This window comes from Pseudomonas salmasensis (assembly GCF_014268375.2).
Taxonomy (GTDB): domain Bacteria; phylum Pseudomonadota; class Gammaproteobacteria; order Pseudomonadales; family Pseudomonadaceae; genus Aquipseudomonas; species Aquipseudomonas salmasensis.
In genome coordinates this window covers 3432124-3457803 of the sequence record NZ_CP077083.1, presented here as the reverse complement: position 1 = coordinate 3457803, position 25680 = coordinate 3432124, and the positions used below count along the sequence as shown (strand labels likewise).

24 protein-coding genes are annotated in these 25680 nt (G+C 60.7%); 14 read left to right on the top strand and 10 right to left on the bottom strand.

Annotation, left to right across the window (positions count from 1 at the left end; genetic code table 11):
- Positions 1-27 precede the first annotated feature (27 nt).
- From HU731_RS15595 to aspA, 3 genes are all read right to left on the bottom strand, one after another.
- Positions 28-1020 carry an ABC transporter substrate-binding protein gene (locus tag HU731_RS15595; RefSeq protein ID WP_186607097.1) on the bottom strand — a complete coding sequence of 331 codons (993 nt, stop codon included), beginning with the start codon at positions 1018-1020 and terminating at the stop codon, positions 28-30.
- 39 nt (positions 1021-1059) lie between these two features.
- A complete protein-coding gene (locus HU731_RS15590; RefSeq protein ID WP_050499539.1) occupies positions 1060-1896 on the bottom strand; it encodes an ABC transporter ATP-binding protein in 837 nt (278 codons plus the stop codon).
- Between the two features lie 409 nt (positions 1897-2305).
- Positions 2306-3730 (bottom strand): aspartate ammonia-lyase, encoded by a 1425-nt coding sequence (gene aspA / locus HU731_RS15585; RefSeq protein WP_186607096.1) that lies wholly within the window; start codon positions 3728-3730, stop codon positions 2306-2308.
- A 181-nt stretch (positions 3731-3911) separates the two neighbouring features.
- Here aspA and HU731_RS15580 point away from each other — a divergent pair, with 181 nt between their 5' ends.
- From HU731_RS15580 to HU731_RS15560, 5 genes are all read left to right on the top strand, one after another.
- Entirely contained in the window at positions 3912-4820 is a 909-nt protein-coding gene (locus HU731_RS15580; protein ID WP_124379989.1) for a LysR substrate-binding domain-containing protein, read from the top strand.
- Positions 4821-5152: 332 nt separating this feature from the next.
- Positions 5153-5644, top strand: a complete 492-nt coding sequence (purE, locus tag HU731_RS15575; protein ID WP_003195648.1) for a 5-(carboxyamino)imidazole ribonucleotide mutase — start codon at positions 5153-5155, stop codon at positions 5642-5644.
- Between the two features lie 11 nt (positions 5645-5655).
- On the top strand, positions 5656-6741 hold the full coding sequence (locus HU731_RS15570) for a 5-(carboxyamino)imidazole ribonucleotide synthase (protein WP_186607095.1): 1086 nt from the start codon (positions 5656-5658) through the stop codon (positions 6739-6741).
- Positions 6742-6846: 105 nt separating this feature from the next.
- Positions 6847-7092 (top strand): GlsB/YeaQ/YmgE family stress response membrane protein, encoded by a 246-nt coding sequence (locus HU731_RS15565; protein WP_186607094.1) that lies wholly within the window; start codon positions 6847-6849, stop codon positions 7090-7092.
- Positions 7093-7169: 77 nt separating this feature from the next.
- A complete protein-coding gene (locus HU731_RS15560; RefSeq protein WP_003195640.1) occupies positions 7170-7706 on the top strand; it encodes a DUF3299 domain-containing protein in 537 nt (178 codons plus the stop codon).
- 163 nt (positions 7707-7869) lie between these two features.
- On the opposite strand, the gene HU731_RS15555 is transcribed toward HU731_RS15560, so the two are convergent.
- Positions 7870-8769: a D-hexose-6-phosphate mutarotase gene (locus HU731_RS15555; protein ID WP_186607093.1), complete on the bottom strand. Its 900-nt coding sequence runs from the start codon at positions 8767-8769 to the stop codon at positions 7870-7872.
- A 58-nt stretch (positions 8770-8827) separates the two neighbouring features.
- The gene (locus tag HU731_RS15550) at positions 8828-9232 is read right to left on the bottom strand and encodes an acyl-CoA thioesterase (protein WP_003176975.1); all 405 of its coding nucleotides are present in this window, start codon (positions 9230-9232) and stop codon (positions 8828-8830) included.
- Positions 9233-9794: 562 nt separating this feature from the next.
- On the opposite strand from HU731_RS15550, the gene HU731_RS15545 reads away from it, so the two are divergent.
- The 7 genes from HU731_RS15545 (at position 9795) to HU731_RS15515 (ending at position 19362) form a co-directional block, all read left to right on the top strand.
- Positions 9795-11075 carry an MFS transporter gene (locus tag HU731_RS15545; protein ID WP_186607115.1) on the top strand — a complete coding sequence of 427 codons (1281 nt, stop codon included), beginning with the start codon at positions 9795-9797 and terminating at the stop codon, positions 11073-11075.
- Between the two features lie 186 nt (positions 11076-11261).
- On the top strand, positions 11262-12248 hold the full coding sequence (locus HU731_RS15540) for a phosphate ABC transporter substrate-binding protein PstS (RefSeq protein ID WP_003195633.1): 987 nt from the start codon (positions 11262-11264) through the stop codon (positions 12246-12248).
- 484 nt (positions 12249-12732) lie between these two features.
- On the top strand, positions 12733-14766 hold the full coding sequence (locus tag HU731_RS15535; RefSeq protein WP_186607114.1) for an ABC transporter permease subunit: 2034 nt from the start codon (positions 12733-12735) through the stop codon (positions 14764-14766).
- 15 nt (positions 14767-14781) lie between these two features.
- On the top strand, positions 14782-16452 hold the full coding sequence (pstA, locus tag HU731_RS15530) for a phosphate ABC transporter permease PstA (RefSeq protein ID WP_186607092.1): 1671 nt from the start codon (positions 14782-14784) through the stop codon (positions 16450-16452).
- A gap of 176 nt (positions 16453-16628) precedes the next feature.
- The gene (gene pstB / locus HU731_RS15525) at positions 16629-17462 is read left to right on the top strand and encodes a phosphate ABC transporter ATP-binding protein PstB (protein ID WP_003195626.1); all 834 of its coding nucleotides are present in this window, start codon (positions 16629-16631) and stop codon (positions 17460-17462) included.
- A gap of 70 nt (positions 17463-17532) precedes the next feature.
- Positions 17533-18294 carry a phosphate signaling complex protein PhoU gene (phoU, locus tag HU731_RS15520; RefSeq protein ID WP_003195624.1) on the top strand — a complete coding sequence of 254 codons (762 nt, stop codon included), beginning with the start codon at positions 17533-17535 and terminating at the stop codon, positions 18292-18294.
- A 168-nt stretch (positions 18295-18462) separates the two neighbouring features.
- A complete protein-coding gene (locus HU731_RS15515) occupies positions 18463-19362 on the top strand; it encodes a response regulator (RefSeq protein WP_161903645.1) in 900 nt (299 codons plus the stop codon).
- A gap of 131 nt (positions 19363-19493) precedes the next feature.
- Here HU731_RS15515 and HU731_RS15510 read toward each other — a convergent pair whose 3' ends face one another.
- The 3 genes from HU731_RS15510 to phoB form a co-directional block, all read right to left on the bottom strand.
- Positions 19494-20834: a hemolysin family protein gene (locus HU731_RS15510; RefSeq protein WP_003195620.1), complete on the bottom strand. Its 1341-nt coding sequence runs from the start codon at positions 20832-20834 to the stop codon at positions 19494-19496.
- 269 nt (positions 20835-21103) lie between these two features.
- Complete coding sequence (gene phoR / locus HU731_RS15505; RefSeq protein WP_189661146.1) at positions 21104-22390, bottom strand: phosphate regulon sensor histidine kinase PhoR; 1287 nt, start codon at positions 22388-22390, stop codon at positions 21104-21106.
- Positions 22391-22485: 95 nt separating this feature from the next.
- On the bottom strand, positions 22486-23175 hold the full coding sequence (gene phoB, locus HU731_RS15500; protein ID WP_003195617.1) for a phosphate regulon transcriptional regulator PhoB: 690 nt from the start codon (positions 23173-23175) through the stop codon (positions 22486-22488).
- A gap of 154 nt (positions 23176-23329) precedes the next feature.
- Between phoB and HU731_RS15495 the strand changes: the two genes are divergently transcribed.
- Positions 23330-23707 carry a COG4315 family predicted lipoprotein gene (locus HU731_RS15495; protein WP_186607090.1) on the top strand — a complete coding sequence of 126 codons (378 nt, stop codon included), beginning with the start codon at positions 23330-23332 and terminating at the stop codon, positions 23705-23707.
- A 123-nt stretch (positions 23708-23830) separates the two neighbouring features.
- On the opposite strand, the gene ubiA is transcribed toward HU731_RS15495, so the two are convergent.
- Both ubiA and HU731_RS15485 read right to left on the bottom strand, forming a co-directional pair.
- Positions 23831-24721 carry a 4-hydroxybenzoate octaprenyltransferase gene (gene ubiA / locus HU731_RS15490; protein WP_014720511.1) on the bottom strand — a complete coding sequence of 297 codons (891 nt, stop codon included), beginning with the start codon at positions 24719-24721 and terminating at the stop codon, positions 23831-23833.
- Positions 24721-25284 carry a chorismate--pyruvate lyase family protein gene (locus HU731_RS15485; RefSeq protein ID WP_186607089.1) on the bottom strand — a complete coding sequence of 188 codons (564 nt, stop codon included), beginning with the start codon at positions 25282-25284 and terminating at the stop codon, positions 24721-24723. The genes ubiA and HU731_RS15485 overlap by 1 nt, the downstream gene beginning before the upstream one ends.
- Positions 25285-25479: 195 nt before the next feature.
- On the opposite strand from HU731_RS15485, the gene HU731_RS15480 reads away from it, so the two are divergent.
- Positions 25480-25647, top strand: a complete 168-nt coding sequence (locus HU731_RS15480; protein ID WP_002555879.1) for a rubredoxin — start codon at positions 25480-25482, stop codon at positions 25645-25647.
- Positions 25648-25680 lie beyond the last annotated feature (33 nt).

Below are 25680 nucleotides of genomic sequence, written 5' to 3'. Positions count from 1 at the left end.
CGTATGCGTACCTTGTTGTCCGGTGCGTTATTGCGCGGCGACCGGGCTGTCGACGAATTGGTTGGTGAACAGCTCACCCAGCGGGGTTTCCCGGGGGACGATGCCTTCGCTTACGTAGAACTGACGCACCTTGTCCAGACGCTCGGGGTCGATGTGCCCCAGCACGCGCTGGTTGGCGTAGACGTGCTCGACATAGAGCTTGAAGATCTTCTCCAGCGAGTCTTCCTTGCCGGCGTAGGTCGGGACCGCCTTGGCAAAGGTGACGGCGGCGGCGCGCGGGTCCTGGATAATGTCGTGCATGCCTTTGAGGGTGGCCTGGACCACGCCGCGTACCACCTGGGGGTGGTTTTTGATGGCGTCATCCGAGGCGAGGATGGCCTGGGCCATGCTTTCGAAAATCTGCTCCTGGGGAATCAGCTTGATCTGCGCGCCGGCTTCTTCGGCGGTGACCATCCAATCCGGCACACCGGCCATGGCCTGGGCCTTGTTGGCTGTAAACAACTGCCAGACCCCGGCAGGCCCCGCGGCCTGGATGTCCACGTCGTTCTTGCCAAGGCCGGCCTTGCGCAACGAGGCAAGCAGCGCGTAGTAGGTGGTGTCCGAATACGACATCACCGTCATGGTCTTGCCCTTGAGGTCGCTGACGTTATTGATGTTGTCCTTGGAATGGGTGGCGATCATGGTCACGCCGCCCGCGCCCAGCACCGCCACGGCGCGCACCGGGATACCGTTGCCGCGCACCATGATCGGCGTGTCGCCGATGGCACCGCCGAGCAGGGCATTGCCGGCGCCGATCTGCTTGGCCACGTCCACGCCACCTTTGGCTGCAATGAACGTGAGGTTCAGGTCCTGGGCCGCGTAATAGCCTTTTTCCTTGGCGATGATCCACGGTGCAAAGGCTGGCAAGTTGGGCGGGGCCGGCAGCAGGTAGGTGACGTCGGTTGGCTGCGCCTGGGCCGCGCAGGTCAGGCCGAGGCCAAGGCTGAGCGCGCAAAAACGTTGGAACAGAGACTTGAGCATGGAAACTCCTGAATCGGTTGAGGGCCGCAAGCGCGGTAATCAGTGCAGTTCGGTGTCGGCGCCGACGTGCAGCAGCTCCATCAGGCGACCGACCAGCGGGCCGATCTCCGGTAGCTTGCGGCGCTCCAGCGGGTTATCGCGAAACGGCAGGTCGATGCTGATTTCTTCGATGATGGTGCCGGGGCGGGCGCTCATGACCAGCAACCGGTCGGACATGGCGATGCCCTCGATCAGGTCGTGGGTGATGAACAGCGCAGTCTTCTTTTCATCGAACAGCATCCGCGCCATGTCCTGCTGCAGGATCATCTTGGTCTGGGCGTCGAGGGCGGAAAACGGCTCATCGAGGAACAACACCTGGGGGTCGATGGCCAGGGTGCGTGCCAGGGCGGCGCGTTGGCGCATGCCGCCAGAGAGCTGGAACGGGTAGTGGTCGGCGAAGCCGTTGAGGTGGCAACGGTCGAGCAGGTCCAGAGCCACCTTCTGCCGGGTCGCGCTGGGCACGCCTTGAATCTCCAGGCCCAGTTCGACGTTGCGGCGAATGCTGCGCCAGGGCATCAGCAAATCTTTTTGCAGCATGAACGCGACTTGCGGCACGGGCCCGGTCACCGGCTCGCCGCCCACGAAGACTTCACCTTCAGTGGGGCGATACAGGCCAGAACCCATATTGAGGATGGTGCTCTTGCCACAGCCGGACGGACCGATGATCGACACGACCTCGCCGCGACGAATCTTGAAGTTCACATCGCGAATGGCAAAGGGCGCTTCTGTTTTACCTTTGGCTGGGAAACATTTACCGACATTACGGAATTCAATTTCAGTCGGCTCCAGCTCTTCCTTAAGTGCGGGCGTATTCCATTGGGGCGTCACGGCGTACATCTCTTTCACAGCCATCAGGAAGGTACTCTGGTCTGTTTTATAGGTGATACGCCGTTTAGTGCATGAACAATGCCAGTGAGTTAATTCCTACAAATTTTTGTTGAATTCCCTTTTAAATTAATTGGTTGCGAGATTAAGGTTACTTATTGAGCGTTTCATATATGAAACCATTGTTTTTATATGGCACGAAACTGCACACCGTTTGTGCACGCAATGGGAACTTGCAATGAATCAATGCTTTTTCAAGTAACGCCGCAGGCGTGATGTTTTATAGGTGAAACGCATTAACAGCGCTTTATATAAGGAGAGGAATTACGGGCAAAAAAAAGGGCCTGAAGAACGAGTCTTCAAGCCCTCAAAAGGTGAGAGGTGTCTAGTCCCTCAGCCTGGTGAGCGGTGCAACAAACGCTTAGGCCTTCAGCGGGACCAAGCGTGGGGCAATCATGTTTTCCGGGCGCAGGATGTCGTCGAGCATGGCGTCGTCGAGCAAGCCTTCTTCGCGTACCAGTTCCAGCACGCCGCGCCCGCTTTCAAGCGCGATACGCGCAATGCGGGTGGCATTTTCATAGCCGATGTACGGGTTCAGCGCGGTGACTAGGCCGATGGAGTGTTCCACCAGTTCGCGGCAGCGGGCTTCGTTGGCGGTGATGCCGACGATGCAGTGCTCGCGCAGCATGTCCATGGCGCGTTGCAACAGGCGGATCGAGTCGAAGATCTTGAAGGCGATCAGCGGCTCCATCACGTTCAACTGCAGTTGGCCGCCTTCGGCTGCCATGGTCAGGGCCAGGTCGTTACCGATGACCTGGAACGCTACCTGGTTGACCGCTTCCGGGATCACCGGGTTGACCTTGCCGGGCATGATCGAGCTGCCTGGCTGGCGAGCCGGCAGGTTGATCTCGTTGATGCCGGTGCGTGGGCCGCTGGACAACAGGCGCAGGTCGTTGCAGATCTTCGACAGCTTCACGGCGGTACGCTTGAGCATGCCGGAGAACAGTACGAAGGCGCCCATGTCGGAGGTGGCTTCGATCAGGTCGGCCGCCGGTACCAGCGGCTGGCCGCTGATGGTGGCCAGGCGTTGTACGGCCAGGGCCTGGTAGCGCGGGTCGGCGTTGATGCCGGTACCGATCGCGGTGCCGCCCAGGTTCACTTCGGTCAGCAGCTCTGGCGCCAGGGTTTTCAGGCGGGCCAGGTCTTCACCCAGGGTGGTGGCGAAGGCGCGGAATTCCTGGCCGAGGGTCATCGGCACGGCGTCTTGCAACTGGGTGCGGCCCATTTTCAGCACATGGCTGAACTCGGCGCCTTTGGCGGCGAACGCCTGGATCAGGCTGTCGAGGCTGGCCAGCAGCGCGTCATGGCCCAGCAGCAGACCCAGGCGGATCGCGGTCGGGTAGGCGTCGTTGGTCGACTGCGCCATGTTCACGTCGTTGTTGGGGTGCAGGTACTGGTATTCGCCCTTCTGGTGACCCATGGCCTCCAGCGCGATGTTGGCGATGACTTCGTTGGCATTCATGTTGGTTGAAGTGCCAGCGCCGCCTTGAATCATGTCCACCACGAACTCTTCGTGGAAATCGCCGCGGATCAGACGAGCACAGGCTTCGCTGATGGCAGCGTGCTTGGCTTCGCTGAGCTGGCCCAACTCGCGGTTGGCGTCAGCCGCTGCTTGCTTGACCATTGCCAGACCGACCACCAATTTCGGGTAATGCGAAATCGGAACGCCCGAGAGACGGAAGTTATTCACCGCTCGCAGGGTCTGGATGCCGTAATACGCTTGAACCGGTACTTCGAGTACGCCAAGCAGGTCTTTTTCGGTACGGAAAGATGCAGCAGAGGACATGACGGAAATCATCTCAATATGGACCCGGAACTGGCCGGAACGCTGCGAATGCTAGGCTTGTAGAACTTTTTGGGCCAATGCTGTTAAACACTGGCCTATGCACAAACGGCATAATGTGGATGTGACCCGGTTATCTTGGCGGGCGTGTGTGCCAAAATGGTGCATTCCGTGGGAGGCAGTGATGAACCTTGAGAGCAAGTGGTTGGAAGACTTCAGCGCCCTGGCAGCGACGCGTAGTTTTTCCCAGGCGGCTGAGCGGCGCTTTGTCACCCAGCCGGCGTTCAGTCGGCGTATCCGCAGCCTGGAAGCCGCGCTGGGGCTGACGCTGGTCAACCGTTCACGCACGCCGGTGGAGCTGACAGCGGCCGGGCAGTTGTTTCTGGTGACGGCGCGCACCGTGGTCGAACAGCTGGGCGAAGTGCTGCGCCATTTGCATCATCTGGAAGGCGGGCAGGGCGAAGTCATGCAAGTGGCGGCCGCGCACTCCCTGGCACTGGGCTTTTTCCCGCGCTGGATCGCGCAGTTGCGCAACGAAGGGCTGAACATTGCCACGCGGCTGGTCGCCACCAACGTCGGCGACGCCGTGCACGCCCTGCGCGAAGGCGGTTGCGACCTGATGCTGGCGTTCTACGACCCGGACGCGGCGATGCAAATGGACGCCGAGATTTTCCCGTCGCTGCACCTGGGTAACACCGAAATGCTCCCGGTGTGTGCCGCCGATGCCGATGGCAAGCCGCTGTTCGACCTGGAAGGCGAGGGCAGTGTGCCGCTGTTGGCCTACAGCGCCGGCGCGTTCCTGGGCCGCTCGGTGAACTTGCTGCTGCGCCAGCGTGCCCTGCGCTTTACGACCATTTACGAAACCGCCATGGCCGACAGCCTCAAGAGCATGGCGCTCGAAGGCTTGGGTATCGCCTGGGTGCCGCAGTTGAGCGTACGTGCAGAGCTGGCGCGCGGCGAACTGGTGGTGTGCGGCGGGCCGCAATGGCATGTGCCACTGGAAATTCGCTTGTATCGCTGCGCGTTGGTGCGCAAGGCGAATGTGCGGTTGTTGTGGCGCAAGCTGGAAGGTGGGGCAGCGCAAGGCGCTTGAGCCCAGCGTAGGACACATGTGGGAGCTGGCTTGCCTGCGATAGCGGTGTGTCAGCTAACCTATTTGGCCCTGATCCACTGCTATCGCGGGCAAGCCAGCTCCCACAGGATTTCGTGGTGTTTTCGCTGACTCTTAAGTCAATAAAACCGCCACTTTGCGCCGCTAGACAGATGGTCATCCCAGGGGCTGTTTATCTGGATTATTACGGTATACTGCGCGGCCTTCGGCCGGTCCAACCGGCCTTAATTCGTACACCAAGCCACGCCGGATTTCCTGCGTGGCTTGTTGTTTTTTGACGCGCCTGCGGGCGCCCAGAGAGAAGAGGCACGACGATGAGTGCATTGGTTGGCGTGATCATGGGCTCCAAGTCCGATTGGTCCACCCTTAGCCACACCGCCGATATGCTGGAAAAACTCGGCATTCCGTACGAAGTGAAGGTGGTCTCCGCCCACCGCACCCCGGATTTGCTGTTCCAGTATGCCGATGAAGCAGAATCCCGTGGCATCGAGGTGATCATCGCCGGTGCCGGCGGCGCGGCGCACTTGCCTGGCATGTGTGCGGCCAAGACTCACCTGCCCGTGCTTGGCGTGCCGGTGCAGTCGTCGATGCTCTCGGGCGTGGATTCGCTGTTGTCCATCGTGCAGATGCCGGCCGGCATCCCGGTGGCAACCCTGGCGATCGGCAAGGCCGGCGCGATCAACGCAGCCTTGCTGTCGGCCAGCATCCTGGGCGCCAAGCACCCGCAGTTTCATGCGGTGCTGAAAAAATTCCGTGCTGAGCAGACAGACAGCGTGCTGGACAATCCAGACCCACGCATCGCCTGAGGTTGTTGAAGATGAAGATCGGTGTAATCGGTGGCGGCCAACTGGGCCGCATGCTGGCTTTGGCGGGTACGCCGCTGGGGATGAACTTCGCTTTCCTGGACCCGGCGCCGGACGCCTGCGCTGCGGCCCTGGGTGAACATCTGCGCGCTGACTACAGCGACCCGGATCACCTGCGTCAACTGGCCGACGAAGTTGACCTTGTGACCTTCGAATTCGAAAGCGTCCCGGCTGAAACCGTGGCCTTCCTGTCGCAGTTCGTGCCGGTGTACCCGAGCGCCGAAGCCCTGCGCATTGCTCGCGACCGCTGGTTCGAAAAGAGCATGTTCAAGGACCTGGGCATTCCGACCCCGGCCTTCGCCGATATTCAGTCCCAGGCCGACCTGGACGCTGCGGTTGCCAGCATCGGCCTGCCGGCGGTGTTGAAAACCCGTACCCTGGGTTACGACGGTAAGGGCCAGAAAGTCCTGCGCACCGCCGACGATGTGGTCGGTACCTTTGCCGAGCTGGGCAGCGTTGCCTGCCTGCTGGAAGGCTTCGTGCCGTTCACCGGCGAAGTGTCGCTGATCGCCGTGCGTGCCCGTGATGGCGAAACCCGCTTTTACCCGTTGGTGCACAACACCCACGTCAACGGCATCCTGAAAGTGTCGGTAGCCAGCACTGACCACCCGCTGCAGGCCCTGGCCGAAGATTATTCCAGCCGCGTCCTGAAGCAACTGGATTATGTCGGCGTGATGGCGTTCGAGTTCTTTGAAGTCGACGGTGGCCTGAAGGCCAATGAAATCGCCCCGCGTGTGCACAACTCCGGGCACTGGACCACCGAAGGCGCCGAGTGCAGCCAGTTCGAAAACCACCTGCGGGCGGTGGCGGGCTTGCCGTTGGGCTCCACGGCCAAGATCGGCGAGAGCGCCATGCTCAACTTCATCGGTTCTGTGCCGCCGGTAGAGCGCGTGATGGCGATCGACGATTGCCACGTGCATCACTACGGCAAGGCCTTCAAGGCCGGGCGCAAGGTCGGCCACGCCAACCTGCGTTGCAAGGACCGCGCGACGCTGCAGGCGCAGATCCTCAAGGTTGAAGCGCTGATCGCCGAACAATAAGCCTGGCCCTGGCGGGAACCATTGGGGTTCTGCGTCTCTCTGATTGCAGGATGCCAAAGCCTGACTAGGCTTTGGCATGACTCATACCAATCAGAGGGAAATGCCATGGGTATCATCGGAACCATCTTTATCGGCTTGATCGTCGGCCTCCTGGCGCGCTTCCTCAAGCCTGGCGACGACAGCATGGGCTGGATCATGACCATCCTGCTGGGTATCGCCGGTTCCCTGGCCGCGACCTACGGCGGTCAGGCCCTGGGGATCTACCAGGCTGGCCAGGGCGCGGGCTTCATCGGCGCGCTGGTAGGTGCCGTCGTGTTGCTGGTGATCTACGGCCTGGTCAAAAAGAAGTAATCAGCCGACAAAGTCCTCTGCGCTGCGCAGGCGCAGAGGGCTAGAATGCTCGGCACTTGTATTTGCCGAGCCTCTCCATGCGCCGTCTTCTGTTAACGCTTCTTCTGCTGGGCTCTGGCCTGGCGCACGCTGGCGAACTGCCGGAAACCGACTGGCTCGACCTGATGCCGCTGTCGGATCAGAAAGCCCTCGAGGCCATGCCCGAGATCGACCATAACTCCCCGGAAGCCCAAGGCACCTTCACCGAAAAGGGTGGCTTGAAGCAGAGCAAGGGCCTGCCTGCGGTGATGTATTCCACCAAGACCGTAGCGGCCATGAACGGTAAGAATATCCGCATTGGTGGGTATCCGGTGCCGTTGGAAACCGATGCAAAAGGCCGCAGCACGTTGTTCTTTCTGGTCCCGTATCCGGGCGCCTGCATCCATGTGCCGCCACCGCCGCCCAACCAACTGGTGTTGGTGCGCTATCCCAAGGGGCTGAAGCTGGATGATATCTACACGCCGCTGTGGGTCACGGGCACGTTGAAGGTGGAGAAGGTCAATAACGACTTGGCGGATGCCGCGTATGCGCTGGAGGCGGGGAAGGTGCGGGTAGTAAAGGAATCTGATCTCTAAAGCCCAATACATAACCAATGTGGGAGGGTCCTGAACTCTGTAGGAGCGAGCTTGCTCGCGAAAAACGTCAACGATAACGCGTGTTTCCTGAATAAACGCGGCGTCTGTGGGTTTTTCGCGAGCAAGCTCGCTCCTACAGGGGTTAGGGCTTGCCCCCTTTTATCTACAGGGTGATCGCGGTGATGCTTACGCCCAGAGTGTGGCTTTCGCCGGGCGCCAGGGTCACCACATCATCCAGCACGTTGGCCGTCTCGATGCACAACATACCCTGCCAGCCGTCATCGGCCATATCGTCGAACGCCTTGGCGCGTTCGGTCCAGGGGTTCCAGACCACGGTGGATTTGGAGCCTTCGCTGGTGAGTTGGATACGGCGCTGCCAGTCGCTATCAACGATATTCAGCTGTGCCGGCGTATTCAGGTAAATGCGGTCTGTTTCGGCGCTGAAGTGCAGCAGCCCGGCTTGCTGCTTCTCGGCCCACCCATCGGCGGTATCGATATAATCCACGCCATCCAGGCCCTCGACCTGCACCTTGCGCACATCGCTCACGGCGAAGTAGGTGTGCAGGGCCTGGCTGAGGGTCACGGTGTCGGTGCCACGGTTTTGACTGGTCAGGCGGATGTGCAGGTGGTCATCCAACAGCAGGCTCAGCGTCAGGTCTACCTGATGGGGCCAGCCTGGAAAGCCGCCCGCCGGCACCGGCAATACCAGGTCTACTCGCAGCGTCTGGCCGTTGAGTTCGGTGGTGGCCAGCTCCCAACGCGCGGTGCGCACAAAACCGTGGGCGCCGGCAGGCTGATCGCTCTGGCGCATGGCTTTGACGCTTTGCGGGTTGCGGTCGAACACCCCGAACCACGGCCAACACACCGGTACGCCGGTACGAATGCCTTTGCCCTGCTTGAACACGGCCTCAGGGTTCGGCCAGATCAGCGGCTGTTCGCCCTCGCGCTGGTAACTGAAGATATGCGCACCCTGTTGGGCCACCATCAGCTCGGCACCGTTGTGGCGGATGCGCCAGCAGTCCAGCTCGTCGATTTTTACCGTCTCAACGTGGGGCGTAGGCATGACAAAGCTCTCTTAGTGGCAGGCAATGGGGCAATTGACCGTTAAAACCCGGCGAGGTTTAACGCGCCCGTGACGGTACTGAGCGCGTGCGGCCGCTGCCATCGATGGCGACGAACACAAATACGGCTTCGGTCACCTTGCGCCATTCGCTGGACAGCGGATCGTCGCTCCACACTTCGACCATCATCTGGATCGAGCTGCGGCCGATTTCCAGAGCCTGGGTATAGAAGGAAAGCTGCGCGCCCACGGCTACCGGCACCAGGAACGCCATGCGATCAATGGCCACGGTGGCCACGCGCCCACCGGCGACCTTGCTGGCCATTGCCGTGCCCGCCAGGTCCATCTGCGCGACCAGCCAGCCGCCGAAGATATCGCCAAAGCCGTTGGTTTCACGCGGGAGCGCAGTGATTTGCAGGGCGAGATCGCCTTGCGGGATAGGATCTTCTTGTTCGAGTTCGATCATGCCGGGGGGTGCCTCTGACCCGTGACTCTTGGACTATGTAATCGGTGAATAGCCGTCTTGGAAAAACGATTCAGCCCCGAACATACTACGTTCGTCACGTTTTTCGAAAGGCGCCTTGAGGGAAACTCTGCGAAATCGGCTGGCCGGTGCCAACGACGGTTTCGCGCAACTTCCACGCAATAGACAGGTGCAGGGCTGTGAGTATATCGGTCGATAGCCTGCGCGACGACCATCTGCTCCTGATTTTGTGCATCTATATAGAAGTGTTTCCAGGCGTCAAAAAATTGGCCAAAACAGTCATCCAACTTGAGGGGTTTGACCATTGTTTCTTTTTAGCGCTGGCCGTCAGTATCTGATGGCGTTTTCGGCCCCCCATAATAATTCGGAAAGGGAATAAGTCGCTTCGTAAGTGGGGATGCTTGCGAGGTGGCGCTGATGCGGCGCAAGGGTTTGGACTGTGCTTTTCCGGGCAATTTGCTATCGTGCCGGACCTGCCAGGCGCAAACCCACGCTGTTGCGGATTCCTGATCTGACTAATAAGAGAAGCCTTGCCATGACCACAGTGCCTTCAAGCATTGCGCCGCCCGCACGACCGCTTAACCGCAACGACTACAAGACCCTGTCGCTGTCTGCCCTGGGTGGGGCGCTGGAGTTCTACGACTTCATCATCTTCGTGTTTTTCGCCACCGTGGTCGGAAAACTGTTCTTCCCTGTCGACATGCCCGAATGGCTGCGCATGATGCAGACGTTCGGCATCTTCGCGGCCGGCTACCTGGCGCGCCCGCTGGGCGGCATCATCATGGCGCACTTCGGTGACCTGCTGGGCCGCAAGAAGATGTTCACCCTGAGCATCTTCATGATGGCCGTGCCGACCCTGATCATGGGCCTGCTGCCGACCTACGCACAGATCGGCCTGTGGGCACCGGTCCTGTTGCTGCTGATGCGTATTATCCAGGGCGCAGCGATTGGCGGCGAGGTGCCGGGTGCCTGGGTGTTCGTCTCCGAACACGTCCCGCCCCGTCACATCGGCTATGCCTGCGGCACCCTGACCAGCGGCCTCACCGCGGGTATTTTGCTCGGCTCGCTGGTGGCTACCGCCATCAATAGCGCCTATACACCGGAGCAGGTCTCCGATTACGCCTGGCGAATCCCGTTCCTGCTCGGCGGCGTATTCGGCCTGCTGTCGGTGTACCTGCGTCGCTGGCTGCATGAAACCCCGATCTTCGCCGAGATGCAGCAACGCAAGAGCCTGGCCGCTGAGCTGCCCTTGCGCGCCGTGTTGCGCGATCACCGTGGCGCCATTGTGCTGTCGATGCTGCTGACCTGGCTGCTGTCGGCTGGCGTGGTGGTGGTGATCCTGATGACCCCGACCGTGCTGCAGACCATCTATCACTTCAGCCCTACGGTTGCGCTGCAAGCCAACAGCCTGGCCATCGTGACCCTGAGCCTGGGCTGCATCGCCTCGGGTGCCCTGGCCGACCGTTTTGGCGCCGGTCGCGTGCTGGTTACCGGTTGCGCACTGCTGCTGGCAACTTCCTGGACGCTGTATCACAGCCTGATGGCGCATCCCGACTGGCTGTTCCCCTTGTATGCCCTGACCGGCCTGTTTGTCGGCACCATCGGCGTAGTGCCCTACGTGATGGTCAAAGCCTTCCCGCCGGTGGTGCGTTTCAGTGGCCTGTCGTTCTCCTACAACGTCGCCTATGCCGTGTTCGGTGGGCTGACGCCATTGGTGGTGTCGCTGCTGATGAAGGAGAGCCCGATGGGGCCGGCGTACTACGTGGCTATCCTGTGTGTGATGGGGATGGCGGTAGGCGGCTACCTGTGGAAACGCGGCCGCTAAAACCTGCCTGATCATTGTGGTGGGGGAGCAGGCTGCCTCACCACAGTGAACGTGTTTGTTCTGTTTTTTACTTCGCTTCCCGATAGTGGCCTTTCATCTAATTGTCATATTTAAGACATAGAGTGTTCACACGGCCTGCCGATACTTGGCCCCGATCCAATTATCCCTATCTGCTAGGAGCAAGGCATGAAACTGAAACGTTTGATGGCGGCAATGACTTTTGTCGCTGCTGGCGTTGCGACCGCCAACGCGGTGGCCGCTGGTGTTGATCCGGCAATCCCGGCTTACGTCAAGACCACTGGTGTGTCGGGCAACCTGTCCAGCGTCGGCTCCGATACCCTGGCTAACCTGATGACCCTGTGGGCCGAGGGTTACAAAAAGGAATACCCGAACGTCAACATCCAGATTCAAGCTGCCGGCTCTGCCACTGCGCCACCTGCGTTGACTGAAGGCACCTCCAACCTGGGCCCGATGAGCCGCAAGATGAAGGACACCGAACTGGCGGCCTTCGAGCAGAAGTACGGCTACAAGCCAACGGCAATCCCGGTTGCGGTGGATGCCCTGGCGGTATTTGTGCACAAGGACAACCCGATCCAGCACCTGACCATGGAACAGGTCGATGCGATCTTCTCCTCGACGCGTCTGTGCGGCGCCAAGGCCGATGTGAAAACCTGGGGCGACCTGGGCGTGACCGGCGACCTGGCCAACAAGCCAGTGCAACTGTTCGGGCGTAACTCGGTATCCGGCACCTATGGCTACTTCAAGGAAGAAGCCCTGTGCAAAGGCGACTACAAGCCAAACGTGAACGAACAACCGGGTTCGGCTTCGGTCGTGCAGTCGATCAGCTCCTCGCTGAACGGCATCGGTTACTCGGGCATCGGCTACAAGACCGCCAGCGTGAAGACCGTGCCACTGGCCAAGAAAGGCAGCACTGACTACATCGAAGACTCCGAAGAAAACGCCCTGAACGGCAAGTATCCGCTGTCGCGTTTCCTCTACGTGTACGTCAACAAAGCCCCGAACAAGCCACTGGCGCCGCTGGAAGCTGAGTTCGTGAAACTGGTGCTGTCCAAGCAGGGCCAGGAAGTCGTGGTCAAAGACGGCTACATCCCACTGCCAGCCAAAGTCGCCGCCAAGGCCCTGGCTGACCTGGGTTTGAAAGAAGGCAACTAAGTAGCTGGGCTGGGTAAAACCGGCCCTTCTGTAGGAGCGAGCTTGCTCGCGAAAGACGATAGGGCACCGCGTTTATTCAGAAACGGCGCGTTATCGTTAACGGTCTTCGCGAGCAAGCTCGCTCCTACAGAAACTCCTAATTTTTTATCCGCTGCCAGCCCTGCTTTGCGGCGGATTTGTTGCGTCACTGCACTGTCATCTTTCTGTCATACAGGATCGCTAGGGTGTGCGCATGAATGATCTGGCCAATTCCACCATGACGACGACTTCCCCTCCCAAGCGCATTGATTTCAATACGCCTGAGCTGCAACGCAAGCGCCGCATTCGCGCGCTCAAGGATCGCTTCACCCGTTGGTATGTGCTGGTCGGCGGCCTCGCCGTGCTGGCGGCCATTACCCTGATCTTCTTCTTTCTCGCCTACGTGGTTGCACCGCTGTTCCAGGGCGCCTCGTTGACCAAGGAAGACGCGTTGACGCCGGCCTGGATGCAAGACGCCGGCAAGCCGTTGATGATCTCCCTCGAAGAACAGAACCAAGTTGCCATGCGGGTCTCCGACAAGGGCCAGGCGTTGTTCTTTGCCGTGGACACCGGTGCCGAGCTCAAGCGTGTCGACCTGCCGCTTCCGGCCGGTACCAGCGTTGCGTCCATTGGTGAAGACCAGCCGGGCAGCCCGCTGGTGATCCTCGGCTTGTCCAATGGCCAGTCTTTGGTGTTCCGCCACACCTATAAGGTGTCGTACCCGGACGGCAAGAAAACCATCAGCCCAGCGATCGAATACCCCTACGGCGAAACGCCCATCGTGCTGGATGACGCCGGTCGGCCGCTGGAACACGTTGCGCTCAACGCCACCGACACCTCCCTGGTGGTGGCAGGGTCCGCCGGTTCGCACTTGAACGTGCTGACCCTGAGCCGCGAAGAAAACATGATGACCGGTGAAGTCACCAGCGAGCAGAAGCGTGTCGAGCTGCCGCAGATGACCGAGCCGGTGAAGGCGATCTTCATCGACCCACGCCAGCAGTGGCTGTATGTGATCAACGGCCGTGCACTGGCCGACGTGTTCAGCCTGCGCGACAAAAGCCTCAACGGGCGCTACAAACTGCTGGAAGACGCCGACACGGAAATCACCGCCAGCACCCAGCTGGTCGGCGGCATCTCGCTGATCCTGGGTAACTCCAAAGGCGGCCTGGCCCAGTGGTTCATGGCCCGTGACCCGGATGGCGAGCAACGCCTGAAGCAGATCCGCACCTTCCAGATGGGCACTGCACCCATCGTCGAAATCAGCGCTGAAGAGCGCCGCAAAGGCTTCACCGCCCTGGATGCTGCTGGCCAGTTCGGCGTGTTCCACAGCACCGCTCACCGCACCTTGCTGGTGGACCCGGTGGTGGACGGCCTGGGCCTGTTCGGCATGTCGCCACGGGCCAACCGTGTGATCGTCGAGGCGGGTGGTAAGCTGCAACCGCTGTTGCTCGATAACCCGCACCCGGAAGTGTCGTGGAGCGCGTTGTGGAGCAAGGTCTGGTACGAAAACTACGACGAGCCTAAATACGTCTGGCAGTCCACGGCCGCCAACACCGACTTCGAACCCAAGATGAGCCTCGCCCCGCTGACCTTCGGTACCTTGAAGGCTGCGTTCTACGCCATGCTGCTGGCGGCGCCACTGGCGGTTGCTGCGGCGATCTACACCGCTTACTTCATGGCACCGAGCCTGCGCCGCAAGGTCAAGCCGGTGATCGAATTGATGGAAGCCATGCCGACCGTGATCCTCGGCTTCTTCGCCGGCCTGTTCCTGGCGCCGTATGTGGAAGGGCACCTGCCGGGCATTTTCAGCCTGTTGATGCTGTTGCCGATTGGCATCCTGATGGCGGGCTTTGTCTTCAGCCGCTTGCCTGAGTCGATCCGCCTGCGCGTTCCCGATGGGTGGGAAAGCGCGATCCTGATTCCGGTGATCCTGTTCGTGGGCTGGCTCTCGCTGTACATGAGCCCGTACCTGGAAACCTGGTTCTTCGGCGGTGACATGCGCATGTGGATCTCTCACGATCTGGGCATTACCTACGACCAGCGCAACGCACTGGTGGTCGGCCTGGCCATGGGTTTCGCGGTGATCCCGAACATCTACTCCATCGCCGAAGACGCCGTGTTCAGCGTGCCACGCGGCCTGACCTTGGGCTCCCTGGCCCTGGGCGCCACACCGTGGCAGACCATGACCCGCGTGGTCATCCTCACCGCCAGCCCGGGCATCTTCTCGGCGTTGATGATCGGTATGGGCCGCGCCGTGGGCGAGACCATGATCGTGCTGATGGCCACCGGTAACACCCCGGTGATGGAGATGAACCTGTTCGAGGGCCTGCGCACCCTGGCGGCCAACGTTGCGGTGGAGATGCCCGAGTCGGAAGTGGGCGGCAGTCATTACCGCGTGCTGTTCCTCTCGGCGCTGGTGCTGCTGTTGTTCACCTTCATCATGAACACCCTCGCCGAGCTGATTCGTCAGCGTCTGCGCAAGAAATACTCGTCGCTTTAAGAAAGGTAGAAGTCTGTGAAACAGAACTCCCTGAATGGATGGTTCAAGAGCGGCGCCCCCGGCGTCTGGATCAGCGGTGGCGCGGTGTCCATCGCGGTCATCATGACCATTGGTTTGCTGGCAGTGATTGCGGTGCGGGGCCTGGGCCATTTCTGGCCGGCCGACCTGATCCAGGCCAACTACAACGTGCCAGGCCAGGCCAACCACATCGTCATCGGCGAAGTGGTGCAGAAAGAAGAAGTGCCGCGTGAGCGCCTGAAAAGCGCGGGCCTGCCGGTACCGGACCAAGGCCCGGAGTTCATGACCCGCGAGTTGATCAAGGTCGGCAACCGCGACCTGAACGGCAACGACTTCACCTGGATCGTCGGTGAGTGGCTCAAGGACCAGACCAAGCCTGCGAACCTGATGGCCATCGAGCGTCGTGAGTGGGGCAACTTCTACGGCACCCTGGTCAACGTCAAGCAGGACGGCAAGGTGATTGCTGAAGGCGAGGCCGCGTGGCCTGAGCTGCAAGCCCGCGTGGACCGCGTGAACAAGCTTGCTGGCCAACTCAAGAGCCTGGAAAAAACCGATATCGGTGCGATCAACGCCGGGCTGGAGCGCATTCGCCTGCATGGTCGCAAGCTGGAGCTGGAAGGCAAGCTCGACGCTGCCGCCCAGGCCGACATGGACGCCGACCGCGCCGAGCTGAACGCCCGCTACCAGGACATCGAAGCGCGCCTGGCCGACCTGCACGCACAGTTCAACCGCGACGCCCTGACGGCGCGTGACGGCAACGGCAAGGAAGTGGAAATCGGCATCGGCAAGGTGGTACACGCCTACCAGCCGAACGCCATGGGCACCATGACCAAGATCGGCTTCTACTTCAGTAAGGTCTGGGAATTTCTCAGCGATGACCCACGGGAAGCCAACACCGAAGGCGGGATCTTCCCGGCCATCTTCGGCACCGTGATGATGACCCTGATCATGGCAATGATCGTGACCCCGTTTGGCGTACTGGCCGCCGTGTACCTGCGTGAATACGCCAAGCAGAACACCCTGACGCGCATCATCCGCATCGCGGTGAACAACCTGGCCGGTGTACCGGCTATCGTCTACGGCGTGTTCGGCCTGGGTTTCTTCGTGTATGTATTGGGGGGCTCGGTCGACCGTCTGTTCTTCGCTGAAGCCCTGCCGGCGCCGACCTTCGGTACGCCGGGGCTGCTCTGGGCCTCGCTGACCCTGGCGCTGCTGGCGGTGCCGGTAGTGATCGTGGCCACCGAAGAAGGCTTGGCGCGCATTCCCCGCACCGTGCGTGAAGGCTCCCTGGCACTTGGCGCGACCAAGGCGGAAACGCTGTGGAAGATCGTGCTGCCGATGGCCAGCCCGGCGATGATGACCGGCATGATCCTCGCCGTGGCGCGTGCCGCCGGTGAAGTGGCGCCGCTGATGCTGGTGGGTGTAGTGAAGCTGGCGCCGTCGCTGCCGCTGGACGGTAACTACCCGTACCTGCACCTGGACCAGAAGATCATGCACCTGGGCTTCCATATTTATGACGTCGGCTTCCAGAGCCCCAACGTCGAAGCCGCACGGCCACTGGTGTACGCCACCGCCTTGCTGCTGGTACTGGTGATCGCCACGCTCAACCTGTCGGCGGTGTGGATTCGTAACCACCTGCGCGAAAAATACAAAGCGCTGGACAGCTAATGCGATCCAATGTGGGAGCTGGCTTGCCTGCGATAGCATCACCGCGGTTTTACTGCAATACCGCGCCGCCCGTATCGCAGGCAAGCCAGCTCCCACAGGGCTCGGCGTCAGGCACAGAATTTGAGTAAGCCGCCCCGGCGGTTCAACGAATGAATTGGTAGCACAGGGAGCATCCCATGCAACACGAAACCCAATCCCACGGCATCAACATGTCTGCCCTGGGTCGCGACAAGCAGAGCCTGAGCCTGGCCCAGGAAACCGTGGCCATCGAAGTCCCCGGCCTGAGCCTGTACTACGGCGACAAGCAGGCGCTGTTCGATGTCAGCATGAACATCCCCAAGCAACGCGTGACCGCCTTCATCGGCCCGTCGGGCTGCGGCAAGTCCACGTTGCTGCGTACCTTCAACCGCATGAATGACCTGGTGGACGGTTGCCGCGTGGAAGGTGCAATCAACCTCTACGGCACCAATATCTACCGCAAGGGCGAAGACGTGGCCGAGCTGCGTCGCCGCGTGGGCATGGTGTTCCAGAAGCCCAACCCGTTCCCCAAGACCATCTACGAAAACGTGGTCTACGGCCTGCGTATCCAGGGCATCAACAAGAAACGCATCCTCGACGAAGCGGTTGAGTGGGCGCTCAAGGGCGCGGCATTGTGGGACGAGGTCAAGGACCGCCTGCACGAATCGGCACTCGGCTTGTCCGGCGGCCAGCAGCAGCGTCTGGTGATCGCCCGTACCATCGCCGTAGAGCCGGAAGTGTTGCTGCTCGACGAACCGTGCTCGGCCCTCGACCCGATCTCCACCCTGAAAGTCGAAGAGCTGATCTACGAGCTCAAGTCCAAGTTCACCATCGTCATCGTGACCCACAACATGCAACAGGCGGCGCGGGTTTCCGACTACACCGCGTTCATGTACATGGGCAAGCTGGTGGAGTTCGGCGATACCGACACCCTGTTCACCAATCCGGCGAAGAAGCAGACCGAAGACTACATCACCGGTCGCTACGGCTAGGAAGCTGTGGTTCTGATTGCACTGACGCTGCGGTTCTCCGCACCTTACCGGACGCTCCAAGGACGCCAACATGATTAGCAAAGAAGGCCTTACCCACCACATCTCCGCGCAGTTCAATGCCGAGCTTGAGGAAGTGCGCAGCCACCTCCTGGCGATGGGCGGGCTGGTGGAGAAGCAAGTCAATGATGCGGTCACCGCGCTGATCGAGGCCGACTCGGGCCTGGCTCAGCAGGTGCGTGAGATTGACGAGCAGATCAACCAGATGGAACGCAATATCGACGAAGAGTGCCTGCGCATTCTTGCCCGCCGCCAGCCAGCGGCCTCGGACCTGCGTTTGATCATCAGCATTTCCAAGTCGGTGATCGACCTGGAGCGCATTGGCGATGAAGCCACCAAGATTGCCCGTCGCGCCATCCAGCTGTGCGAAGAAGGTGAGGCGCCCCGTGGCTACGTGGAAGTGCGCCATATCGGCGATCAGGTGCGCAACATGGTGCGTGATGCCCTGGACGCCTTCGCCCGCTTTGACGCCGAGCTGGCGTTGTCGGTGGCCCAGTACGACAAGATCATCGACCGCGAATACAAGACCGCGCTGCGTGAACTGGCCACCTACATGATGGAAGATCCGCGCTCGATCTCGCGGGTCTTGAACATTATCTGGGTGCTGCGTTCCCTGGAGCGTATCGGCGACCACGCGCGCAATATCTCGGAATTGGTGATTTATCTGGTGCGCGGCACCGACGTGCGGCACATGGGCCTCAAGCGCATGAAGGCCGAAGTTGAAGGGACTGCTGATCTAATCCCTAATGTTTCGGGCGAATCTGACGATAAGTAAGGTTGCCCGAGAAATTAACGCCCGGCCTCTGGCCGGGCGTTTTCGTTTGTGGCATCTGAATTTTTTGCACAGCAGGCGCCATAAAGTCCTTCTGTGACCCGCGAGTTTTGGCAAAATGCCATCAGTCAGGCGTTTTGCATGCCGCCGTTTTTATAGGATGAAGGGTCGATGAGTAAAGTCAGTGTGTTGGTGGTGGATGACGCCTCGTTTATTCGCGACCTGGTGAAGAAGTGCCTGCGCAATTACTTCCCCGGAATCAAGATCGAAGATGCGGTGAACGGCAAAAAGGCGCAATCCATCCTGATGCGCGAAACCTTCGACTTGGTGCTGTGTGACTGGGAAATGCCGGAAATGTCCGGCATTGAGCTGTTGACCTGGTGCCGCGAGCAAGCGCACCTGAAGGCCATGCCGTTCGTGATGGTGACTAGCCGTGGCGACAAGGAAAACGTGGTGCAGGCGATTCAGGCGGGGGTTTCGGGCTACGTGAGCAAGCCGTTCACCAACGAGCAGTTGCTGAACAAGGTCAAGCAGGCCCTGCACAAGATCGGTCGCCTCGATGCGCTGATTGCCAGCGCGCCGACCAAGATGAACTCAGCCTTTGGCAACGACTCCCTGAGCGCCCTGACCGGCGGCAAACCCGAAGCGGTCAAGCCGGCGCCGGTGGCGGCGCCCAGCAAAGGCCTGCTCAACACCCCGCCCGTGAAGGCCCCAACAGCGGCGGCGCCGGCTGGCAGTCGCGGTCAGGGCCAGTTGCGCCTCGCAAGCGGCACTCAGCAATGCGTGATCAAGGCCCTGAGCATCAAGGAGGCGTTGCTGGTGGTAAAGCGTGGCGAGGTCCTGCCTCAGGTACTGGAAAGCGCCGTGCTCGACCTTGAGCAGGGCGACAACGCCGAAGTCGCACGGCTCAACGGCTACCTGCACGCCATCGTCGCCTACGAGCCCAAGCCCGATAGCGACTGGCTGCAACTGACCTTCCGCTTTATCGACCAGGATGCGCAGAAGCTGGATTACATTTCCCGCCTGATCGCCCGTGGCACGGCGCAGAAGCATTTCGTGCCGGGTGCGTAAAGCGCTGCCCCCTGTAGGAGCGAGCTTGCTCGCGAAAAACGTCAACGATAACGCGTGCGTCCTGAATAAACGCGGCGCCTGTGCGTTTTTCGCGAGCAAGCTCGCTCCTACAGGAGGCGCCAGGTCCACAGTCAGTCAAGCAACAGCACCTTGGCCAACACGATCTTCGGCCCTTTCATCTTCTTGATGATGATCCGCAAGCCTTCAACTTCCAGCACTTCTTCCTCTTCCGGCACGCGCTTGAGCGTGTCGTAGATCAGGCCGGCCAGGGTTTCGGCTTCGATGTGGTCCAGGTCGACGCCCAACAGGCGCTCCACCTTGAACAACGGCGTGTCGCCACGTACCAGCAGTTTGCCGGGCTGGTAGGCGAGGATGCCGCGCTCGGCCTTGCGGTGTTCGTCCTGGATATCGCCCACCAGCACTTCCAGCACGTCTTCCATGGTCAGGTAGCCGATGATCTTGCCGTCGGCTTCTTCCACCAGGGCGAAGTGCGCGCCGCCTTTGCGAAACTGCTCCAGCAGTTGCGACAACGGCATATGCCGCGATACGCGTTCCAGTGGGCGGGTCAATTCGGCCAGGTTGAACGATTCGGGGATATGGTCCAGGGCCGCCAGTTCCAGGAGCAAATCCTTGATGTGCAGCAAGCCGACAAACTCGTTGCGCACCGCGTCATATACCGGGTAACGGCTGAATTTGTGACGACGGAACAGCGCGAGGATTTCCTTGAGCGGGGCGTTGAAGTCCAGGGTCACCAGGTCTTCCCGGGAGTTGGCCCAGTCCACCACTTCCAGCTCGCCCATTTCCACGGCGGAGGCCAGTACGCGCATGCCTTGGTCGCTCGGGTCCTGGCCACGGCTGGAGTGCAGGATCAGCTTGAGTTCTTCGCGGCTGTAATGGTGCTCATGGTGCGGGCCAGGCTCGCCTTGGCCAGCGATACGCAGGATGGCGTTGGCACTGGCGTTGAGCAGGTAGATGGCCGGGTACATCGCCCAGTAGAACAGGTACAGCGGCACGGCCGTCCACAGCGACAGCAGCTCGGGCTTGCGAATCGCCCAGGATTTGGGGGCAAGTTCGCCGACCACGATGTGCAGGTAGGAAATCACGAAGAAGGCGGCAAAGAACGACACGCCCTTGATCACTTCCGGCGACTGCACGCCGACCGCACCCAGCATCGGCTCGAGGATGTGCGCAAAGGCCGGTTCACCGACCCAGCCCAAGCCCAGGGACGCCAGGGTGATACCCAACTGGCAAGCCGACAGGTAGGCGTCGAGCTGGCTGTGCACGGTACGCAGGATCTGCCCGCGCCAGCCGTTCTTATGGGCGATGGCCTCGACGCGGGTGGCACGCAGTTTGACCATGGCAAATTCCGCCGCAACGAAGAAACCGTTGAGCAGTACCAGGATCAGTGCAAAAAGAATCATGCCGAAATCGGCGAAGAGTGTAGCGAGGGTAATACCAGGGGAAGGGTCCATGATGGGGTTTTGCAGGTTCCGTGTGTTCAATAAGGGGTGACAGGTGGGCCTGAAAGGCAGGCACAAGTCGGCCAATGTAGCGGCTGACGGGGCGCTTGCCTAGTGCCCGCTGCCGGGCGGGGCTGCAATGCTTGCTTTGAAACAACATAAATCCAATGTGGGAGCGGGCTTGCTCGCGAATGCGTCGTGTCAGTCAGTTTATTCATCCACTGATACACCGCATTCGCGAGCAAGCCCGCTCCCACATTTAGCCCTGTTGTGTTTCGAGATTATTTATCTTCTTCGAGTGCCCGCGAACCGGTCACCTGCGCCGGCGGAAAATGGCAGGTAAACGTACTGCCATGCCCCAGCACGCTGCTGATTTCCAGACGGGCCCGGTGGCGCAGCAGCACATGCTTGACGATGGCCAGGCCCAGCCCGGTGCCGCCGGTGTTGGAGTTGCGGCTGGAGTCGACCCGGTAGAAGCGTTCGGTCAGGCGCGGCAGGTGCTTGGCGTCGATACCAATACCCGAGTCCTGCACGCTCAGGTGCGCGCCGTGCTCGTCGGCCCACCAGCGAATGCGGATCTTGCCCTTGTCCTGGGTGTACTTCACCGCGTTGAACACCAGGTTGGAGAAGGCGCTGCGCAGTTCGCCCTCGCTGCCCTTGAGCAGTACGGTTGGGTCGGCCTCCAGCGTGATCTGCTGCCCGCGTTCGCCCGAGAGGGCCTGGGCATCGTTCTTGATCGTCTGCAACAGGCTCTGCACAGCCACGGGGTGGTTATCCGAGGGGTAGTCCGTGGCTTCAAGCTTGGCCAGCAACAGCAGGTCGTTGAGCAGGGTCTGCATGCGTGAGCCTTGCTGCTGCATCTGTTGCAGGGCGCGGCTCCAGCGCGGGTTGATCTCGTCGACATTGTCCAGCAACGTCTCCAGGTAGCCGCAGATCACCGTCAACGGCGTGCGCAGCTCATGGGAAACGTTGGCCACGAAGTCTTTGCGCATCTGTTCCAGCTGGTGGATACGGGTCACGTCACGCACCAGCATCAGGTGCTCGTTGTTGCCGTAGCGGGTCAGGTACAGCTGGATGCGTACGCGGTCGTTGGTGGGCGAGGGGATTTCCAGGGCTTCTTCGTAGTTGTCCTGCTCGAAGTATTCCTTGAAGCGCGGGTGACGCACCAGGTTGGTCACCGGCTGGCCGCTGTCCTGGGGCGTCTTGAGGCCCAGCAGCGTCTCGGCGGCACGGTTCCACCATTCCAGGTTGCCGTCGCTGTCGAGCATGATCACCGCGTCCTTGAGCGCGGCGGTGGATTCTTGCACCCGGTCGATCACCGCTTGCAGGCGCCCGCGTACCCGTTGGTCGCGGCGTTGCAGGTGGTAGATGCTGTCGAACACCTCACCCCACAGGCCGTAGCCATCGGGCGGTGCTTCATCGGGTTTGTGCTGGCGCAGCCATTCATGCAGGCGCAGCAATTGCTTGAGGGTCCAGCCCAGGTACAAGGCAATGCCCACGGCCAGGCTCCAGCCGTAGTAGCCGCTGACCAGCCCCACCAACAGGCAGCCGGTGACCAGCAAGAGCATGTGGCGGATCAGGGTGCCATGCCAGTTTTGGTTCACTTGAACATGCGTCCTTGTCAGCTGTTTAAGTCAGGCGATTAAGTCACGAAACGGCTGGCTCAGCCTTTGGTAGAAAACCGATAGCCGGTGCCGCGCACGGTTTGTACCAGATTCTCGTACGCATCGCCCAAGGCTTTGCGCAGGCGGCGGATATGCACATCCACCGTGCGCTCTTCCACATAGACGTTGCCGCCCCACACCTGGTCGAGCAGTTGGCCACGGGTGTAGGCGCGCTCCTGGTGGGTCATGAAGAATTGCAGCAAGCGGTATTCGGTCGGTCCCATCTCTGCAGGCTTGCCGTCGATGGTCACGCGGTGGCTGATCGGGTCCAGGATCAGGCCGTCGACTTCGATAGGCGCTTCGCCATCGGTCGGGCCGGCGCGGCGCAGCACGGCTTTGAGGCGCGCCACCAGTTCCCGTGGGGAAAACGGCTTGGTGATGTAGTCATCGGCGCCGACTTCCAGGCCCTGGATCTTGTTGTCCTCTTCGCCCTTGGCGGTGAGCATGATGATCGGAATATCCCCGGTCAGCTCGTCACGCTTGAGACGGCGGGCCAATTCGATGCCCGAGGTGCCGGGTAGCATCCAGTCGAGCAGGATCAGGTCCGGCTTGCGGTCGACGATAATGGCGTGGGCCTGCTGGGAGTTTTCCGCCTCCAGGCAGTCATAGCCGGCCATTTCCAACGCAACGGCGATCATCTCGCGAATGGGCGCTTCGTCGTCAACAATCAGAATGCTCCTGCCAACCATGCTCAAAATCCTCTTGTCATTTAACTGTCTTGCGCCGCATTAGATAACGGAATTATTGCAGTCGTGTGACAGTAATTTAGTCGCTTGGGCAATTAACGGCACTCTGGACTACCCTTTGGGTCCGAATCCTGACAACCACAAAAGGAAGGTTCCGATGACTTACAGCACTGTTTCCTGGAAAGCCCTGCTGGTATCTGCGGTGTTGGCGCTGCCAGGCCTGGCGTTTGCGGCAGAGCCAGCGATGACCCAAGGCGGGATGTTGGTGGATCACAAAGGGATGACGCTCTACACCTTCGACAAGGACGCTGATGGCAAATCAGTGTGCAAGGACCAGTGCGCGACCAACTGGCCCCCGCTGAAGGCAGAGTCCACCGACACCAAGACCGGCGATTGGACGGTGATCACCCGCGACGACCAGACCAGCCAGTGGGCCTACAAAGGCAAGCCTGTCTATACCTACAAGGAAGACAAGAAAGCCGGTGACAAGACCGGTGATGGCAAGGGTAGCGTCTGGCACATCATCAAACCTTAAGTCTGCGCCGCTGCTGAATCCATCGGGGGCAAGCCCCTCCCACATTTTTTTGATGTGCGAATACAATCAAAATGTGGGAGCTGGCTTGCCTGCGATGGCGCCCCAACAATCACCACAGAATCCTCAGCGAACCGCGTAGTCCACTACAATCCCGACAAAAATCGCCAACCCCGCCCAGTGGTTATGCAAGAACGCCTTGAAGCACTTCATGCGGTCCCTGTCCCGCGTGTACCAGAACTCCCAGACAAAACAGCCCGCTGCCGCCAGCAACCCGAGGTGGAACCACCCGCCCAGCTCGAACCGCGCACCGGCCAGCAACAGGCACGCCAGCGCCAGGCCTTGCAGCGTGAGGATGATCACCCGGTCGGCATCGCCAAATAGAATCGCGGTGGATTTGACCCCGATCTTCAAGTCGTCATCGCGGTCGGTCATGGCGTAATAGGTGTCGTAGCCCACCGTCCACAACAGGTTGGCGATATACAGCAGCCACGCCGTGGCCGGTAAATGGCCGGTCTCGGCGGTAAACGCCATCGGCATGCCCCAGGAAAACGCCGCGCCCAGTACCACTTGGGGGTAATAGGTGTAACGCTTCATGAAGGGGTAGCTCGCCGCCAGAGCCAGGCCGCCCAGGGACAGCAGGATGGTGCTGGCGTTGGTCAGCAGTACCAGCAGGAAACTGATGCCCATCAGCACGGCAAAAAACACCAGCGCTTCTTTCGAACTGATCTTGCCGCTCACCAGCGGGCGTTGCTCGGTGCGTTTCACATGGCCATCGACCTTGCGGTCGGCCCAATCATTGATCACGCAGCCGCCGGCCCGAGTGAGCACCACGCCCAGCACGAAAATCACGATATTGATCAACGACGGCGAGCCCTTGCCGGCAATCCACAGGGCCCACAGTGTCGGCCACAGCAGCAGGTAGATGCCGATGGGCTTGTCCATGCGCGTTAACTGAATGAAATCCCAGGCCCTGGGGTTCAGGCGGTTCAAGGACTTGAGCAGACGTTGGTACATCAGCAGTTCTCCGGATGATCGTGCAACGCCTGCCAGAAACTCGGCAGGAAGACTTCTGCCACCAGCACGCTCAGCGCCCCGCGGTCGAAGCGCGAGCGGCGTGCCCATAGATTATCGGCCTGGTCGGCTGTCGGCAGCCAGGCGCGAGGGTAGTGACACACTTCAATGGCCTGGCGGGTAAAGGCGCGGTCGCAAAACAACAGCTCGCCCAGCGAACGGCTGCCCAGCTCGTCCATGTGCAGCCCGTCGCCCTGCAAGGCACTGCGGGCCGCCACGCTGCGTGCGAACACCCAAGGCTGGCCGTGCCCGCGCAAATACACCTCGCGTACCCAACCGATACTGGCCGGTGCCAGCGCCAGGGCGGCGCATTCATCGTCGCGCAACGGTTGCCAGCCTTCGAACAGCGGCGTCACGCTGAAACCCTCGTTAGACAGCCAGGTCAGCCGTCGCGTCAGCGAGCCTTCGTCAAACAGCCAGTTGAGGGTCAAGGGCGTGGGCAAGGGGTTCAGAAGGCTCTGGGTCAGCCATTGGCAAGCATCGGGAAGGGCGATTGAGTGCGGCACGGTGAGTCAGTATTGGCAGCAAAAGAGGCGGCGAGCTTACCATGGCACCCTGGGCTTTTGCCGTGCCAAACCCGTCGTTTGCGTCGAACATGCTTGCATCTGCCGGCCCCGATCAGTACAAAACGCCCTGAGCCGCGCGGCAACGCTGGATCCATCGACCGCCGGCCAACACGCCTGAACCTGAGGAAGCACGTAATGAAGAAGTGGCAATGTATCGTCTGTGGCCTTATTTACAACGAAGCGGACGGCTGGCCGGATGACGGTATTGCACCAGGCACTCTGTGGCAGGACGTCCCGGAAGACTGGCTGTGCCCGGACTGCGGTGTGGGCAAAATGGATTTCGAAATGATCGAAATCGGCTAATCAACGAATTAAGAAACGTACTACAAGGAGAAG